Here is a 15,537-nt window from a genome sequence, read left to right on the forward strand (position 1 = left end):
CGTCAGGAACCGACCCCATGAGCTTCACCCTTGCCATTGTCGGCCGACCCAATGTCGGCAAGTCCACGCTGTTCAACCGGCTCGTGGGCAAGAAGCTCGCGCTCGTCGATGACCAGCCGGGCGTCACGCGCGATCTGCGCGAGGGCGAGGCCAGGCTGGGCGATCTGCGCTTCATCGCGATCGATTCGGCCGGGCTCGAGGATGTCGCGGACGAGAGCCTTCAGGGCCGCATGCGGCGGCTCACCGAGCGCGCCGTCGAGATGGCCGATATTTGCCTCTTCGTGATCGACGCGCGGGCGGGCGTCACCCCGACCGATCAGGTATTCGCCGACATCCTGCGCAGGAAGAACGCACATGTGATCGTCGCGGCTAACAAGGCCGAGGGGCACGCGGGCGACGCGGGCGCGCTTGAAGCCTATTCGCTGGGGCTGGGGGAGCCGTTGCGCATCTCGGCCGAGCATGGCGAAGGGCTGGATGACCTCTACCGTGCCCTCGAGCCGCTCGCTGAGGAGTTCGAGGCCCGCGCCACCCGCGACGCGCCCGAGGTCGACGTCGACGTAACCGACGCGGATGCCGAGGAGGGGCCGCGCAAGCCTACCCGCGACAGGCCTTTGCAGATCGCCGTCATCGGGCGGCCGAATGCGGGAAAGTCGACGCTCATCAACAAGATCATCGGCGAGGAGCGGCTTCTGACGGGACCCGAGGCCGGGATCACGCGCGACGCAATCTCGGTCACCGCCGAATTCCTGGGGACGCCGGTCCGCATTTTCGACACGGCGGGCATGAGGAAGCGCGCGAAAGTCGTTGATAAGTTGGAGAAACTGTCCGTCGCGGACGGGCTGCGCGCGGTCCGTTTCGCCGAAGTGGTCGTGGTCCTTCTCGATGTCGATATTCCGTTCGAACAGCAGGATCTTCGCATCGCCGATTTCGCCGAAACGGAGGGCCGCGCGGTGGTCGTCGCGGCCAACAAGTGGGACCTCGAAGAGGACAAGCCCGCGAAGCTGAAAGAGCTGCGCGAGGCGTTCGAGCGGCTCCTGCCGCAGCTCAAGGGTGCGCCGCTGGTGACGGTCTCGGCCAAAACGGGCAAGGGGCTCGACAGGCTGCATGCCGCGATCGAAAAAGCCTACGAGGTCTGGAACCGCCGCATCACCACGGCGAAGCTGAACCAGTGGCTGAGCGCGATGACCGAAGCGCATCCTCCCCCCGCGCCAGGCGGGCGGCGGATCAAGCTGCGCTATATGACCCAAGTGAAGACCCGGCCCCCGGCCTTCGTCGTCATGTGCAACCATGCTAACCAGCTGCCGGAAAGCTATTCCCGCTATCTGGTCAACGGACTAAGAGCCGATTTCGACATGCCCGGTACGCCGATCCGGCTGACCTTCCGCGATCAGGGCGACAAGAACCCCTTCAAGGACCGGAAGTTCCACACGCCATCGCGGCTCAGGAAGCACAAGGGCAAGCCCGTTACGAAGGGTTGAACGGGCTCCGTTCCCGCGCGACGCGCCACGTTCCTGTCGCCATCACCGCGATTCCAAGGCCGGCAAGCAATGCGACCGTCGGCGCTGACACAAGATTGGCCACCATCACACCGATCAGGGCCCAGATCACCGCGCCCCCGTATTCCGGCGCGCGCCGTAGCGTCGCCTGCACGGTGAGCGCAAGCGCGAGCACGACGGCCAGCATAGCCGCCGCAGAGGCCGTACCTCCGAGCACGCCCCAGCCTTGCAGGACGACGCCGAGCGAGACCGCTGCCGCGGCATTCAGCCAACCGGCATAGACCGCGAGGGGTGCGAGCAGCAGCCAGCGGTCGGGAATAGAAGGTGCGCGGAACACCGCGCTCAGCGCGAGGCCGAGCATCGCCCAGATCACCACCGTGGCGATCACGGGGTTCAGCGACGCGACCTGCAGCCACGCGATTCCGAGGATGAGCGACCCCATGAGTGGCCAGCGCACCGCGTCCCAGGCGACGTCCTCGTCCCGCTTCAGGAGGCCGAAACCGGCATGCGCGATCAACCAGCCATAAATGAGAAGCCAGATCGAGAAGGCGTAGCTAGCGGGTTGAATCGCCGGGTCCTCGACCGGAATCGGAAAGTCGCCCGGTTCGTAGCCGGCGAACGACGGGCTGAAGAGCGGTGCGGCGGCGAAGGCGAGCGCGGCGACGAACAGGAGAATGGCTTTCATGCGGCTCATGTCATTGAAACGCACGGAGCCGCCTTTCGGTTCACGTCTCAGACGAGCGCCCCTTCGGCCGTAAGCTTCTTCGCGCCGCCGAGCCAGGGGGCAAGCGCCCCGGGCAGGTCGACCGAGCCGTCCGCCTGCTGGCCGTTCTCGAGGACCGCGATCAGGCAGCGCCCGACTGCAAGCCCCGAGCCGTTCAGCGTATGGACGAAGTCCGGCTTGCCGCCGCCCCCAGGGCGATAGCGCGCGTTCATGCGCCGCGCCTGAAAGTCGCCGCAGACAGAGACCGACGAAATCTCGCGGTACTTGTTCTGCCCGGGTAGCCAGACCTCGATGTCATGGGTCTTTCGGGCGCCGAAGCCCATGTCGCCGGTGCAGAGCACGACCGTGCGATAGGGCAGGCCGAGGCGCTCCAGAACGGCTTGGGCGCATTTCGTCATGCGTTCGTGCTCGGCGAGCGAGGTGTCGGGCGTGGTGATCGACACCATCTCGACCTTCTCGAACTGGTGCTGGCGCAGCATGCCGGCCGTGTCCTTGCCCGCGCTACCAGCCTCCGACCGGAAGCATTGGGTGTGCGAGGTCATCCGGATCGGAAGCTGGGTCTCGTCGAGGACGTCGCCCGCAACCGTGTTCGTCAGCGTCACTTCCGATGTCGGGATCAGCCACCAGCCGTTTGTCGTCTGATAGCTGTCCTCGCCGAATTTCGGCAGGTTCCCGGTGCCGTACATCGCGTCCTCTTTGACGAGGACCGGGGTCATCGTCTCGGTCAGACCATGCTCGGTCGTGTGCAGGTCGAGCATGAACTGGGCGAGCGCCCGGTGAAGGCGGGCAACGGCGCCCCGGAGGAGGACAAAGCGGCTGCCCGAGAGCTTCGCGGCGGTTTCGAAATCCATGCCGGGCTTCACGCCCGCGATGTCGAAATGCTCGCGCGGCGTGAAGTCGAATTCGCGCGGCTCGCCCCAGCGGCGGATCTCGACGTTGTCGTTTTCGTCCGCGCCGTCGGGGACGTCGGGAAGCGCCTGGTTCGGGATGCCCATGAGAAGGTCGCGGAGACGGGCGTTCTCGGCCGCGGCCTCCTCGTTCAGGCGCGCCACCTCGGCCTTCTTCTCGGCGACGAGCGCGCGGAGGCGTTCGAATTCGGCCTCGTCGCCCTTGGCCTTGGCCGCGCCCACTTCCTTGGAGGCCGCGTTCTGGGCGGCCTGGGCCGTCTCGGCGGCGAGGATCTTCGCGCGGCGGGCCTCGTCGAGGGCGAGGATCTTCGGGGAGAGGGGCGAGAGGCCGCGCCGGGCAAGGGCGGCGTCGAACTGGGCGGGATTGTCGCGGATCGCGCGGATATCGTGCATCTGATCGTCCCTCGGACCGTTGGTTGGGGCAGATATGCCCGATCCGGAGGGGAAGGGGAACCGGGAATCTCCGTGTCCGGGCACCCCCGATTTAGCGGGATTTCGCGCGTGAAATCATATGTAATTAATTGATATTTATAGATAATGTATTTCGCGTTAACCACACTGCAACGCTTTTCCCTCTCGCTGGCCAGTTGACCGGGCCGCAGACGTCATCTTGGGGCGAGAGCGGAGGTCCCACGAGGTCGGCCTTCGGGAGCGAACATCGTATCCCTTGGCATCTGCCTCGCCGGAACGCGGAATTTCGACGATCGGGATGGCGGTGAAGCGGACGAAGTTGCCGTATGGGATCATTCCGGCGGTTGAGCATACGCAGCATAGACTTCCGCGGCGGTCATGGTTTTTGTCGCATTGGCCAATGTGTAAAAGGGTGGCTTCCGATCGACAAAGACCTGCAAAGAGAGGTGTAACTCCGACTGATCGTCAAGAAGTCCGGCAGCCATCTGTAATTCGCTACTTTCGAAAAGGTGGTAGAACAAGTTTGACCCGCATTTCTTGCAGAAACCCCGCTCAGCCCAATCGGAAGATCGAAACTTTGCTATGCTGTCTTCACCATCGAAGACCACGTCTTCGCACGATACTTCGAAATATGGCCCGGATGACCAGCGGCGACACATGTCGCAATGACACGCAGCCACCTTCGGCTCGTTCGCAGTGCCGACAAACTTGACCGCACCGCACAGACATCTTCCGGTCAGCTTCATTTGCTTGCTCATCTCCCGACCTCCTTCTTGGGCGATACCTTCCAAGCTATCACGGCTGGGCAGTAGCTGCTTTCAGCTTGGCCAAATTCCAATTTGAAGTCCTGGAACTCGGTACTTGAAGTTCTCATAGAGCAAGCATTGCGGAAGGCCGTAGAAGGGCGCGATCCCGACCTTCACTGCGTCAGTCGACAAGGTTGGCCCCAGGCTGATCGCAACCTCCGAAACGAATGGCAGCTATCGGTATTCCGAAATGGCGAGTAGTCCAAGTGCTGCAATTGTTGGTGCGTCCTTAATCTGACCCGCGGAGATCATCTTTACTATTTCCTCCTGGCTAAACATGGCTGTCTCCATACCTTGCTCCTCGTGATCTCGATCTGCGGTCCCGAGCTCTAGCTCATTAGCGAGGAAGACGTGGAAGCCTTGGTTCGAGAACCCGTATGCCTCAAATAAGTGACCCAATCTAAGGAGCGATGTCGCTCGGAACCCTGTTTCTTCTTCCAGTTCACCTAGGGCAACTTTTTCGGGATCTGATCCTGGTTTGGTCTCCCATGATCCTTGTGGAAATTCCCAATAGCGGCCCGCAACCGGATACCGAAATTGACGCACGAGTTGAAAACAGCCGTTCCCATGGCGCGGGATAATCAGCACAAAGTCTTCTTTGTCGACTATCCCATAGATACCTTCAGATCCGTCAGGAAATTTCACTGTATCTTCATGAACTTTCATCCACTTGTTTTCGTAGGCTGTCCGTCGATCCAAACGCCTGATGTCGTCCACGTAATACTCTCCAATGGCATAAATAGGTTGACTTAACCGGACTTTGGCTGCGCTGCGAAAACATTGCAACAAGGGCTCGTTGCTGCCTTTCGCCGTCGCAAGAACGAATGTCCGGTTCCGCTTCAAGCACGCGTCGTTCGCGTCGGCGCAGACCCGCACACGAACAAATGCGCTGAGAATGGATCTCGTCCGGTGGTCGCGTGATCGGCACGCTTGGGTGAGCTGACCTCATAGCCGTCACGCGATAGCCGTCACGCGCGGCCGCGACGTCGGGCAGGCCGCGCCCTCCCGCCGCTGTCGCCCTGCCTTGCAAAGCCCCTGTCCCGCCTATAGGTTCCCCGCGACAAATCGGGCGGATACCTGCGCCCAAGGATACGAAGGACGCAATCCATGCTCATCACTCCCGCCTATGCCCAGGCCGCCGGTGGCGGCGGAGGCGCGGCTTTCGCGCAGTTCCTGCCGCTCATCCTCATCTTCGCGATCATGTATTTCCTTCTGATCCGACCGCAGCAGAAGAAGATGAAAGAGCACAAGGCGATGGTCGAGGCGCTGCGCCGGGGCGACCAGGTCGTGACCCAGGGCGGGATCATCGGCAAGGTCTCCAAGGTCAAGGAGGATGGCGAGCTGGAGGTCGAGATCTCGGACGGCGTGCGCGTGCGCGTCGTGCGATCCACAATTGCGACGGTTCTGTCGAAGACCGAGCCCGCCGCCAACAAGTAACTTCGCCCGAGCCCAGCCGGAAACGAGCCCCCAATGCTGCATATCCCCCTCTGGAAGCGGATCCTGATCTGGGGGCTCTGCGCCCTGGGTCTTCTGACGGCGATGCCGAACGTCTTTTACACCCGCGTCGAGTTGCACAACGACGCGGTCGTGGCCGCGGAACGCGCGGGCTTCGAGACCGAGGAGCAGGTGGCAGACCGGTCGCTGTGGCCGGACTGGCTGCCCTCGGGGCTGGTCAATCTGGGCCTCGACCTTCGGGGCGGCGCGCATCTTCTCGCCGAGGTGCAGGTCGCCGATGTCTACAAGGCGCGGATGGACGGGCTCTGGCCCGAGATGCGCCGGGCGCTGGCCGAGGCGCGGGGCGAACTTGGCGGCATCCGCCGCGCGCCGTCGGAGCCGTCGGAGCTGCGCATCCAGATCGAGAAGCCCGAGGCGATGGCCAAGGCGGTCGAGATCGCGAAGGGCCTTGCGAGCCCGGTCGTCACGCTGACCGGGGTGGGGCAGAGCGATCTCGACGTGACGGCCGAGGGCAACCAGCTGATCGTCACGCTCTCGGAGGCCGAGCGCGCCGCGACCGACGACCGAACGATACAACAGTCGCTGGAAATCATCCGCCGACGGGTCGACGAGGTCGGCACGCGGGAACCGACAATCCAGCGCCAAGGCCAGGACCGGATCCTGATCCAGGTGCCGGGGATCGGGTCGGCCACGGAGCTGAAGGAGCTAATCGGGACGACCGCGCAGCTCACGTTCCACCCCGTGGTCGGGCGCGGCACCGACGGGACCGCGATCGCGCCGCCGGGCACCGTGCTCGTGCCCTCGATCGACGAGGGCGAGGACGGCGTCTACTACACACTTGAGGAGGTGCCAGTCGTCACGGGCGAGGACCTCGTCGACGCGCGGCCCGATTTCGACCAGAACGGCCGGCCTGCCGTATCGTTCCGCTTCAACCCCACGGGCGCCCGCAAGTTCGGCGACTACACGGCCGCGAATGTCGGCCAGCTTTTCGCGATCGTCCTCGACAACGAAGTGATCTCGGCGCCGCGGATCAACCAGCACATTCCGGGCGGGTCGGGGATCATCACCGGGTCTTTCACCGTCGAAAGCTCGACCAATCTCGCGGTGCTGCTGAGGGCGGGCGCGCTGCCCGCGAAGATGAACTTTCTCGAGGAACGGACCATCGGCCCCGAACTTGGCCAGGACAGTATCGAGGCCGGCCGCATCGCCGCGATCGTGGGCCTCGTTGCGGTCGTCCTCTTCATGATTGCGAGCTACGGGCTCTTCGGCGTCTTCGCCGCCGTGGCACTCGGACTCAACATCTCGATGATCTTCGGAGTCCTGTCGACCATCGGCGCGACGCTGACGCTGCCCGGTATCGCCGGCATCGTGCTGACGATCGGCATGGCGGTCGACGCCAACGTGCTGGTCTTCGAACGCATCCGCGAGGAAATGAAGACCGCGCGCGGCCCGGCCCGCGCGATCGAGCTCGGCTACGAGAAGGCGATGTCGGCAATCATCGACGCCAACATCACGACCTTCATCACGGCGGCGATCCTCTTTATCCTCGGCTCTGGCCCGGTCAAGGGCTTCGCGGTCACACTGGTCGTCGGCCTGATCACGTCGGTCTTCACGGCGATCTACGTCACGCGCGCATTCGTCGTCACCTGGTTCGACCGGAAACGGCCGAAGACGATCACGGTATAAGGGATCCTGTCCATGGCATTGCGTCTCAAGCTCGTCCCGCAGGACACCAAGATCGACTTCTTCCGATGGGCGCCGATCACCTTCGGCTTTTCGACCTTCCTTGTCGTCGCCTCCCTGATCCTCACGCTGGTGATGGGGCTGAATTTCGGCATCGACTTCAAGGGCGGCACGACGATCCGCACCGAGTCTGTGCAAGCCGTCGATGTCGGCGCCTACAGGGATGCGATCCAGCCCCTCGGCCTTGGCGATGTGTCCATCACCGAGGTGTTCGACCCGACCTTCGGGCCGGAGCAGAACGTCGCGATGGTCCGCATCCAGGCCCAGGAAGGCGAGGAGGCGGTGACGCCCGAGGTCATTTCCGCAGTCGAGGCGGCGCTCAAGTCAGTCGATCCGTCGGTGACTTTTCCGTCGGTCGAATCGGTCGGGCCCAAAGTGTCGGGCGAGCTCATCAAGACCGCCATCCTCGCCGTCCTTGCCGCGACAGGCGCGATCCTCGTCTACATCTGGCTGCGCTTCGAATGGCAGTTCGCGGTGGGCGCGGTGGTGGCGCTCGTCCATGACGTGACGGTCACGGTCGGGATCTTCGCGCTTCTCCAACTCAAGTTCGATCTGTCGATCATCGCGGCGCTGCTGACGATCCTCGGCTATTCGATCAACGACACGGTCGTGGTCTTCGACCGGCTGAGGGAGAACCTCATCAAGTACAAGCAGATGCCCTTGCGCGACGTGATGAACCTCTCGGTCAACGAGACGCTGAGCCGGACGGTCATGACCTCGGGCACGACGCTTCTGGCGCTGATCGCGCTTCTCGTGCTCGGCGGCGACGTGATCCGCGGCTTCGTCTTTGCGATGACCTGGGGCATTGTCGTCGGGACCTATTCCTCCGTCTACGTCGCCAAGAACGTCGTTCTCTATCTCGGCGTCAGGCGCGACTGGGGCAAGAAGGACGACGGCCCGGCGGGCACACAGTTCGCTGCTTCGGGAAAGTGACCGCGGGGCCGATGATCCAGCTGACCGAGATCCCCTTCGACGATGCGCGCCCTATCGACGGCTACGGGCCGGGGTTCTTCCGGATCGGCGGTGACGTTCTGCACGGCGCGGTGCTCGTCACGGCGACGTCGGCACGGGTCTGGGACGGCTACGACGCGCAGGCGCCGCTTCTCGCGCTCGCCGGGGAGATCGACGTGCTGCTTATCGGAACCGGGCCTGAGATGGCGCGACCGCCTGCGGATCTGGTCGCTGCTCTCGAAGCGGCAGGGATCGGGGTCGAACTGATGGCCAGCCCTACGGCCGCGCGCACCTACAACGTGCTGCTGTCCGAGGGTCGGCGGGTCGCTGCGGCGCTCCTGCCCGTAGAATAGCGGTCTTGCCTTTCCCGCCCGATCGGCTAACCCCTTGACCATGATGCTGCGTCTCGAAGACCTGTCCGTCGCCCGCGGGGGCCTCCGGCTGCTCGACGGCGTCGGGCTCGCGCTCGGTCCGGGCGGGGCGGTCGTGCTGCGCGGCCCGAACGGGATCGGCAAGACGACGCTTCTGAGGACAGTTGCCGGGCTTCAGCCGACTATCTCGGGCCGCATGCACCTGCCGCCCGAAGGCGTCGCCTATGCCGGTCATGCCGACGGGTTGAAGGCGACGCTGACGGTCGCCGAGAACCTCGGCTTCTGGGCCCGCATCTACGGCCAGACCGAGATCGCCCCTGCGCTTGCCGCGATGAATCTCGAAACGCTCGCCGACAGGCCCGCACAGAACCTCTCGGCCGGCCAGAAGCGGCGGCTCGGTCTCGCCCGCCTGCTCGTGACCGGTCGCCGCCTCTGGCTTCTCGACGAACCTACGGTCTCGCTCGACCAAGCCTCGGTCGCGCTCTTCGCCACTCTGATCCGCGACCATCTCGCGCAGGGCGGTGCAGCGCTCATCGCCACCCATATCGACCTCGGCCTCGCCGAGGCGAAAGACCTCGACCTTACACCCTTCCGCGCCAAGCTTCGCGAACCCGGGCAGGGCGACTTCGACGAGGCGTTTGCATGACGCATCCCAGCTTTTTCATTGCCGAAACACCTCGGGGGTCCGGGGGTAGAACCCCAGGCGCGAACGGCAGGCGAGGGGCGCAGTCATGATCGCGCTCCTCCTCCGTGACATCCGGCTCGCGACGCGGGCGGGCGGCGGCTTTGGCCTTTCGCTCGCCTTCTTCCTGATCGTCACGGTGCTTGTCCCCTTCGGCGTAGGGCCCGAGGGCGGCACGCTCGCCCGGATCGCTCCCGGCATTCTCTGGGTCGGCGCGCTGCTCGCCTGCCTTCTTTCGCTTGACCGCATATTCGCGCTTGACCGCGAGGACGGCTCGCTCGACCTCCTCGCCACCGCGCCGATCCCCCTGGAAGGCGTCGTCGCCGTCAAGGGGCTCGCGCATTGGCTGACGACGGGGCTCCCCCTGACGGTTGCGGCCCCCGTATTGGGCGTGCTTTTGAACCTTCCCGGGCCGGGCTACGGCTGGCTCACGCTGTCGCTCGTTCTCGGGACGCCCGCCTTGTCGGTCATCGGCACGTTCGGCGCGGCGCTGACCGTCGGGCTGAAGCGCGGCGGGCTACTCCTGTCGCTGCTTGTCCTGCCGCTCTATATCCCGACCCTCATTTTCGGGGCCCAGGCGGCGACGCGCGGGGCCGAAGGGCTGTCGGCGCTGACGCCCCTGATGATGCAGGCGGGTATCACCTTCGGTGCAGCCGCGATCCTGCCCTTCGCCGCGGCTGCGGCAATCCGCGTCAATCTGCGCTAGGCCGCGACGTGTTATGTGTATTGAGAGCGCTGGCGCAAACCGCTAGCTAAGGCGCCATGTCGATCTGGGAATACGCGAACCCGAAGAGATTCATGCAGACCTCGGCCTGGGCGCTGCCCTGGGTGACGGGGTTGGCCGTGGTCACGCTCGTCACGGGGCTCGTCTGGGGCTTCTTCTTCACGCCCGACGATTACCGGCAGGGCTCGACCGTCAAGATCATCTACATCCACGTGCCCGCGGCGATGATGGCGATAAATGCCTGGGTGATGATGCTCGTCACCTCGCTGATCTGGCTGATCCGGCGCCACCATGTCTCGGTGCTGGCGGCGAAGGCGGCCGCGCCGATCGGGGTCACGATGACGCTGATCGCGCTTTTCACCGGGGCGATCTGGGGCCAGCCGATGTGGGGCACATGGTGGGCCTGGGACCCGAGGCTGACTTCCTTCCTCATCCTTTTCCTCTTCTATCTCGGCTATATCGCGCTCTGGGAGGCAGTCGAGGACCCCGATACGGCGGCCGATCTCACCTCGGTCCTCTGCCTCGTGGGCTCCGTTTTCGCGATCCTCTCGCGCTACGCGGTGCTCTTCTGGAACCAGGGGCTACATCAGGGCGCGTCTTTGTCGCTCGACCGGGAGGAGCATGTGTCCGACGTCTATGCCTGGCCCCTGTGGATCTCGATGTCGGGTTTCGTCCTACTGTTCGTGGCGCTCGTCCTCATCCGCACGCGGACGGAAATTCGCGCGCGGCGGCTCAGGGCGCTTGAAGCACGGGAGAGGATGGCGTGATGGTCGAACTTGGCAAATACGCGGGCACCGTCCTGGGCGCCTACGGGGTTACGCTGGTGCTTCTGGCCGGGCTGATCTGGCTGAGCCTGAGGCGGGGCGCGAAGATGCGCGACCGGCTCGAGGCGCAGGAACGGAGAATGGGACGCAATGGCTAGGGTGTCACCCATGATGATCCTGCCGCCGCTGATCTTCGCGGGGCTGGCGGCGGTGTTCGTCCTCGGCATGCAGCGCGAGGATCCCGACGCCCTGCCCTCGGCGCTGGAGGGGCGGCAGGCGCCCGCCGTGGTCGTCACGCAGCTTGGTGATCTGCCGGTTTTCGCGGATGCGGACCTGCGCGACGGAACGGTCAAGCTCGTGAATTTCTGGGCGAGCTGGTGCGGGCCGTGCCGCGTGGAACACCCCACGCTCGAAAAGCTCGCGGACGAGGGCGTGACGATCTACGGGGTCAACTACAAGGACAAGCCCGAGGCTGCGCGGCGTTTTCTGGATGAGCTTGGCAATCCCTTCGCGGCGATCGGTGCCGACGAGAGCGGACGGATGGGAATCGACTGGGGGCTTTACGGCGTGCCAGAAACCTACGTCATCGACGGCGACGGCAACATCGTCCTACGCTTTCCGGGGCCGGTCACCGAGCGGGTGCTGGCAAGCGACATTCGCCCAGCGATGGAAAAGGCCGCCGCGGAATAGCTGCCGATCCGCGGCGGCCTCGCGCCGTCAGCGCAACTGCGAAGCGGCGATCAGGAACAGCAGCGCCGTGGCTTCGAACCACGGCATGCTCGGTGTGAATGGCAGTCTGGCGATTATCGATCTCATGCGAGATTGGTAGCCGCCTGCGCCGCGCCGACCAAGCGCTGAATCGCCAAGTTGCACAAATCGTGCAAAAATAGCTGTTATTTATGAAAGCCTTGTTCTTGCCTACATCGCCGAAGCGGCGACAAGCGCGCGATATGGGCGATATCATTTCGCGACCGGGGTCAATGCCTGATAGGTGGTCCCGCGGGAATCGGTTCCGGAACTGCTACGAGGCGGATTCGGCGAGTTCGTAGTGGCTGAGCCGGCGCGCCTTCACGAGGTTGGCCTCGTCGGCGTGGATGTGCGCGTGCCGCCAGTCCTCGCCCGCGAAGGCCCTAAGCGCGCCGAGATCGGTCCAGACCATCACCATAGTGAAGTCCTGAGGGCTTTCCGGCCGTGGCAATCCGGGCGTGATCGAAACAAGTCCGTCCTGACGTTTCATCAAGGGCAGGGCGGTATCGAGGAAGAAATCGCGGAACTCGTCCTCTTTTCCCTCGTGCACGGTGACCTGGAAGATGCGGATGATCATGGCTCACTCCCATTCGGATGAGAGGAGTGTAACATGCCTGGTCAGGGGCGCGCGGGCAGGCGAGAGCGGCGCCCGTACCTTGACCCATGCCGCTTCGCAATTCGCGGGCATCGTCGCCGAGCGGGGCGGGCGCTGCCCTCGCCAGCTTTCCCAAAGGCAAGGCCGATCCGGGTTCTGAGCCGATTCAGACGGCTTCAATGCGCGTCAAAGCGAAAGCCCCGCGCGGCGCGTGGAGCCTTCGAAGATGCGGCTTGGGGCCTCAGCTCCGCGCGAGGTCCCTCAGCACGTAGTGCAGGACGCCGCCATGCTCGACATAGTCGATCTCGATCTCGGTATCGATCCGGCACTTAAGCTCGATGGTCTTCTCCTTGCCGTCGGCATATTTGATCGTGCAGGGCACCGTCGCGAGCGGCTTCAACTCGCCTTCGAGACCCGCGATGGAGATCACCTCGTCGCCGCTCAGGCCAAGCGACGTGCGGGAGTCGCCGCCCGTGAACTCAAACGGGATGACTCCCATGCCGACGAGGTTGGAGCGGTGGATGCGTTCGAAGGACTCCGCGATCACCGCCTTGATGCCGAGAAGGTTCGTACCCTTCGCGGCCCAGTCGCGCGAAGAACCCGCGCCGTATTCCTTGCCGCCGATGACGACGAGCGGCGTTCCGGCATCCTGATACGCCATCGCGGCGTCGAAGATCGACGCCTGCTCGCCGTCGGGTGCGAGCGTGTAGCCGCCCTCGACGCCGTCCAGCATCTCGTTCTTGATGCGGATATTGGCGAAGGTGCCGCGCATCATGACTTCGTGGTTGCCCCGGCGCGAGCCATAGGAGTTGAACTCCCTGGGCGCGACCTGGCGGTCGGTCAGGTATCGGCCGGCAGGTGTTGTCGGTTTGAACGAGCCGGCGGGCGAGATGTGGTCGGTGGTGATCATGTCGCCCAAGAGTGCGAGGATGCGGGCGCCGTCAAGGTTCCGGATCTCGCCCTTCTCCTTCGACATGCCCTGGAAGTAGGGCGGGTTCTGGATGTACGTCGAGGTCGGCGGCCAGTCGTAGGTCTCCGATTCCGTCACTTCGACCGATTGCCACTTCTCATCGCCCTTGAAGACATCGGCGTACTTGGTCTGGAACGCCTCGCGAGTCACGGTCTTTTGGACGAGATCGGCGATTTCCTTCTGGGTGGGCCAGATGTCCTTGAGGTAGACGTCCTTGCCGTCCTTCGACTTGCCGAGCGGCTCGGTCGTCAGGTCGAGGTTCATATCGCCCGCCAGCGCATAGGCCACGACGAGCGGCGGCGAGGCGAGGTAGTTGGCGCGCACGTCGGGCGAGATGCGGCCCTCGAAGTTGCGGTTGCCTGAGAGGACCGAGACGGCGATGAGGTCGTTGTCGTTAACCGCTTTCGAGATTTCAGGCTGCAGCGGGCCGGAATTGCCGATGCAGGTCGTGCAGCCGTAACCCACGAGGTTGAAGCCGATGGCGTCCAGGTCTTCCTGAAGGCCCGCAGCTTCGAGATATTCGGAGACAACCTGCGAGCCGGGGGCGAGCGAGGTCTTGACCCAGGGCTTGCGATTCAGCCCGAGCTCGCGCGCCTTCCGCGCCACAAGTCCCGCGCCGATCATCACGTAGGGATTCGAGGTATTGGTGCAGGATGTGATCGAGGCGATCACGACCGAACCGTCGCGGAGCTTGTAGTCTTCACCCTCGACGGCGGCCGATTTGCGGGCATCAGGGGGCGCGGTGATCGTGTCGCCCTCGGACGCCATCTCCAGTGCACCGTTCGACGCATCGATACCGCGGTATTCGCAGACGACCTTGTAGAAGCTGTCGGACGACTGAGTGAGCGGCGTGTGGTCCTGCGGGCGCTTGGGGCCCGAGACGGCCGGGACGACCGTGGACATGTCGAGTTCCAGCGTGTCGGTATAGACCGGGTCGTAATCCGCGCCGCGCCACATGCCGTTTTCCTTGGCATAGGCTTCGACCAGCGCGATCCGGTCCTTGTCGCGGCCGGTCTGTTCCAGATAGCGGAGCGTTTCGTTGTCGATCGGGAAGAAGCCGCAGGTGGCGCCGTATTCTGGCGCCATGTTGGCGATCGTGGCGCGGTCGGCGAGCGGCAGGTGGTCGAGACCCGGCCCGTAGAACTCGACGAACTTGCCGACGACACCCTTCTGGCGGAGCATCTGGACGACCTTGAGGACGAGGTCGGTCGCGGTCGTGCCCTCGACCATCTGGTTGGTGAGCTTGAAACCCACGACTTCGGGGATGAGCATCGAGATCGGTTGGCCAAGCATCGCGGCCTCGGCCTCGATCCCGCCGACGCCCCAGCCGAGAACGGCAAGGCCGTTGACCATCGTCGTGTGGCTGTCGGTGCCGACGAGCGTGTCTGGATAGGCGACCTCCTCGCCGTTCTGGTCGGTGTCCGTCCAGACGGCCTGGGCGAGGTATTCGAGGTTAACCTGATGGCAGATGCCGGTACCGGGCGGCACGACGCGGAAGTTCTGGAACGCCTTCTGGCCCCATTTCAGGAAGGTGTAGCGCTCGATGTTGCGTTCGTATTCGCGGTCCACGTTCATCTGGAAAGCGCGCGGGTTTCCGAACTCGTCGATCATCACCGAGTGGTCGATGACGAGGTCCACCGGATTGAGCGGGTTGATCTTCTGCGGGTCGCCGCCGAGCGCCACGATGCCGTCGCGCATCGCGGCGAGGTCGACGACGGCGGGCACCCCGGTAAAGTCCTGCATCAGGACACGGGCCGGGCGATAGGCGATTTCGCGCGGGTTCTTGCCGCCCTTCGCGCCCCATTCCGCGAAGGCCTTGATGTCATCGACCGAGACCGTCCGGCCGCCATCCTCGAAGCGCAGCATGTTCTCCAGCACGACCTTGAGGCACGCCGGCAGGCGGGAGAATTCGCCGAGCCCGGCCCCTTCGGCGGTGGGAATCGAATAATAGGCGATGGATTTGCCGCCTGCGGTCAGCGTCTTGCGCGTCTTCGCGGTGTCCTGTCCGGTGACGATGGGCATGGGGATCTCCCGTCTGAATGAGGTGTCGGTCGGGTCTTGCTCGCCTCGCGTTGTGCCGCAACGGAAAGGGCCGATCAAGGGGGATGCGTGCCATTGTATACCATTGTGCACAATAAGCCGCAAGGGGCCGCGCTCAAATGGCGCTCGCAATCTCTCGCAAAACCTTGA

Annotated in this window: 16 protein-coding genes; 10 read left to right on the forward strand and 6 right to left on the reverse strand. The window is 64.3% G+C overall.

Annotated features, from left to right (window positions below; translation table 11 throughout):
* The first annotated feature begins 17 nt into the window (after positions 1–17).
* On the forward strand, positions 18–1,478 hold the full coding sequence (gene der, locus DEA8626_RS05390; RefSeq protein WP_108852005.1) for a ribosome biogenesis GTPase Der: 1,461 nt from the start codon (positions 18–20) through the stop codon (positions 1,476–1,478).
* Here der and DEA8626_RS05395 read toward each other — a convergent pair.
* The 4 genes from DEA8626_RS05395 to DEA8626_RS05410 form a co-directional block, all read right to left on the reverse strand.
* Positions 1,465–2,205, reverse strand: a complete 741-nt coding sequence (locus DEA8626_RS05395) for a TspO-related membrane protein (protein WP_245890777.1) — start codon at positions 2,203–2,205, stop codon at positions 1,465–1,467. The two genes, der and DEA8626_RS05395, sit on opposite strands and share 14 nt — an antisense overlap.
* Positions 2,206–2,228: 23 nt before the next feature.
* The gene (gene serS / locus DEA8626_RS05400) at positions 2,229–3,521 is read right to left on the reverse strand and encodes a serine--tRNA ligase (RefSeq protein ID WP_108852006.1); all 1,293 of its coding nucleotides are present in this window, start codon (positions 3,519–3,521) and stop codon (positions 2,229–2,231) included.
* 350 nt (positions 3,522–3,871) lie between these two features.
* Positions 3,872–4,297, reverse strand: a complete 426-nt coding sequence (locus DEA8626_RS05405) for a GFA family protein (RefSeq protein WP_108852007.1) — start codon at positions 4,295–4,297, stop codon at positions 3,872–3,874.
* A gap of 222 nt (positions 4,298–4,519) precedes the next feature.
* Positions 4,520–5,062, reverse strand: coding sequence for an NUDIX domain-containing protein (locus DEA8626_RS05410; RefSeq protein ID WP_108852008.1), 543 nt, complete (start codon positions 5,060–5,062; stop codon positions 4,520–4,522).
* Between the two features lie 390 nt (positions 5,063–5,452).
* Between DEA8626_RS05410 and yajC the strand changes: the two genes are divergently transcribed.
* The 9 genes from yajC to DEA8626_RS05455 all read left to right on the forward strand — a co-directional run bounded on the left by yajC (position 5,453) and on the right by DEA8626_RS05455 (position 11,725).
* On the forward strand, positions 5,453–5,782 hold the full coding sequence (yajC, locus tag DEA8626_RS05415) for a preprotein translocase subunit YajC (RefSeq protein WP_108852009.1): 330 nt from the start codon (positions 5,453–5,455) through the stop codon (positions 5,780–5,782).
* Positions 5,783–5,815: 33 nt separating this feature from the next.
* Entirely contained in the window at positions 5,816–7,486 is a 1,671-nt protein-coding gene (gene secD, locus DEA8626_RS05420) for a protein translocase subunit SecD (RefSeq protein ID WP_108852010.1), read from the forward strand.
* Between the two features lie 12 nt (positions 7,487–7,498).
* Entirely contained in the window at positions 7,499–8,476 is a 978-nt protein-coding gene (gene secF / locus DEA8626_RS05425) for a protein translocase subunit SecF (RefSeq protein WP_108852011.1), read from the forward strand.
* Positions 8,477–8,490: 14 nt separating this feature from the next.
* Positions 8,491–8,847, forward strand: a complete 357-nt coding sequence (locus DEA8626_RS05430; protein ID WP_108853330.1) for an Mth938-like domain-containing protein — start codon at positions 8,491–8,493, stop codon at positions 8,845–8,847.
* Positions 8,848–8,887: 40 nt separating this feature from the next.
* Entirely contained in the window at positions 8,888–9,511 is a 624-nt protein-coding gene (gene ccmA, locus DEA8626_RS05435) for a heme ABC exporter ATP-binding protein CcmA (protein WP_108852012.1), read from the forward strand.
* 85 nt (positions 9,512–9,596) lie between these two features.
* Positions 9,597–10,253 (forward strand): heme exporter protein CcmB, encoded by a 657-nt coding sequence (ccmB, locus tag DEA8626_RS05440; protein ID WP_108852013.1) that lies wholly within the window; start codon positions 9,597–9,599, stop codon positions 10,251–10,253.
* A 56-nt stretch (positions 10,254–10,309) separates the two neighbouring features.
* Positions 10,310–11,038 carry a heme ABC transporter permease gene (locus DEA8626_RS05445; protein WP_108852014.1) on the forward strand — a complete coding sequence of 243 codons (729 nt, stop codon included), beginning with the start codon at positions 10,310–10,312 and terminating at the stop codon, positions 11,036–11,038.
* Positions 11,038–11,193 (forward strand): heme exporter protein CcmD, encoded by a 156-nt coding sequence (gene ccmD / locus DEA8626_RS05450; protein WP_108852015.1) that lies wholly within the window; start codon positions 11,038–11,040, stop codon positions 11,191–11,193. The genes DEA8626_RS05445 and ccmD overlap by 1 nt, the downstream gene beginning before the upstream one ends.
* Positions 11,194–11,206: 13 nt before the next feature.
* Positions 11,207–11,725, forward strand: a complete 519-nt coding sequence (locus DEA8626_RS05455) for a DsbE family thiol:disulfide interchange protein (protein WP_245890841.1) — start codon at positions 11,207–11,209, stop codon at positions 11,723–11,725.
* Positions 11,726–12,056: 331 nt separating this feature from the next.
* Here DEA8626_RS05455 and DEA8626_RS05460 read toward each other — a convergent pair whose 3' ends face one another.
* Positions 12,057–12,359, reverse strand: a complete 303-nt coding sequence (locus DEA8626_RS05460; protein WP_108852017.1) for an antibiotic biosynthesis monooxygenase family protein — start codon at positions 12,357–12,359, stop codon at positions 12,057–12,059.
* 259 nt (positions 12,360–12,618) lie between these two features.
* Positions 12,619–15,369, reverse strand: a complete 2,751-nt coding sequence (gene acnA / locus DEA8626_RS05465) for an aconitate hydratase AcnA (RefSeq protein WP_108852018.1) — start codon at positions 15,367–15,369, stop codon at positions 12,619–12,621.
* Positions 15,370–15,537: the final 168 nt, after the last annotated feature.

The organism is Defluviimonas aquaemixtae (assembly GCF_900302475.1).
Taxonomy (GTDB): Bacteria; Pseudomonadota; Alphaproteobacteria; order Rhodobacterales; family Rhodobacteraceae; genus Albidovulum; species Albidovulum aquaemixtae.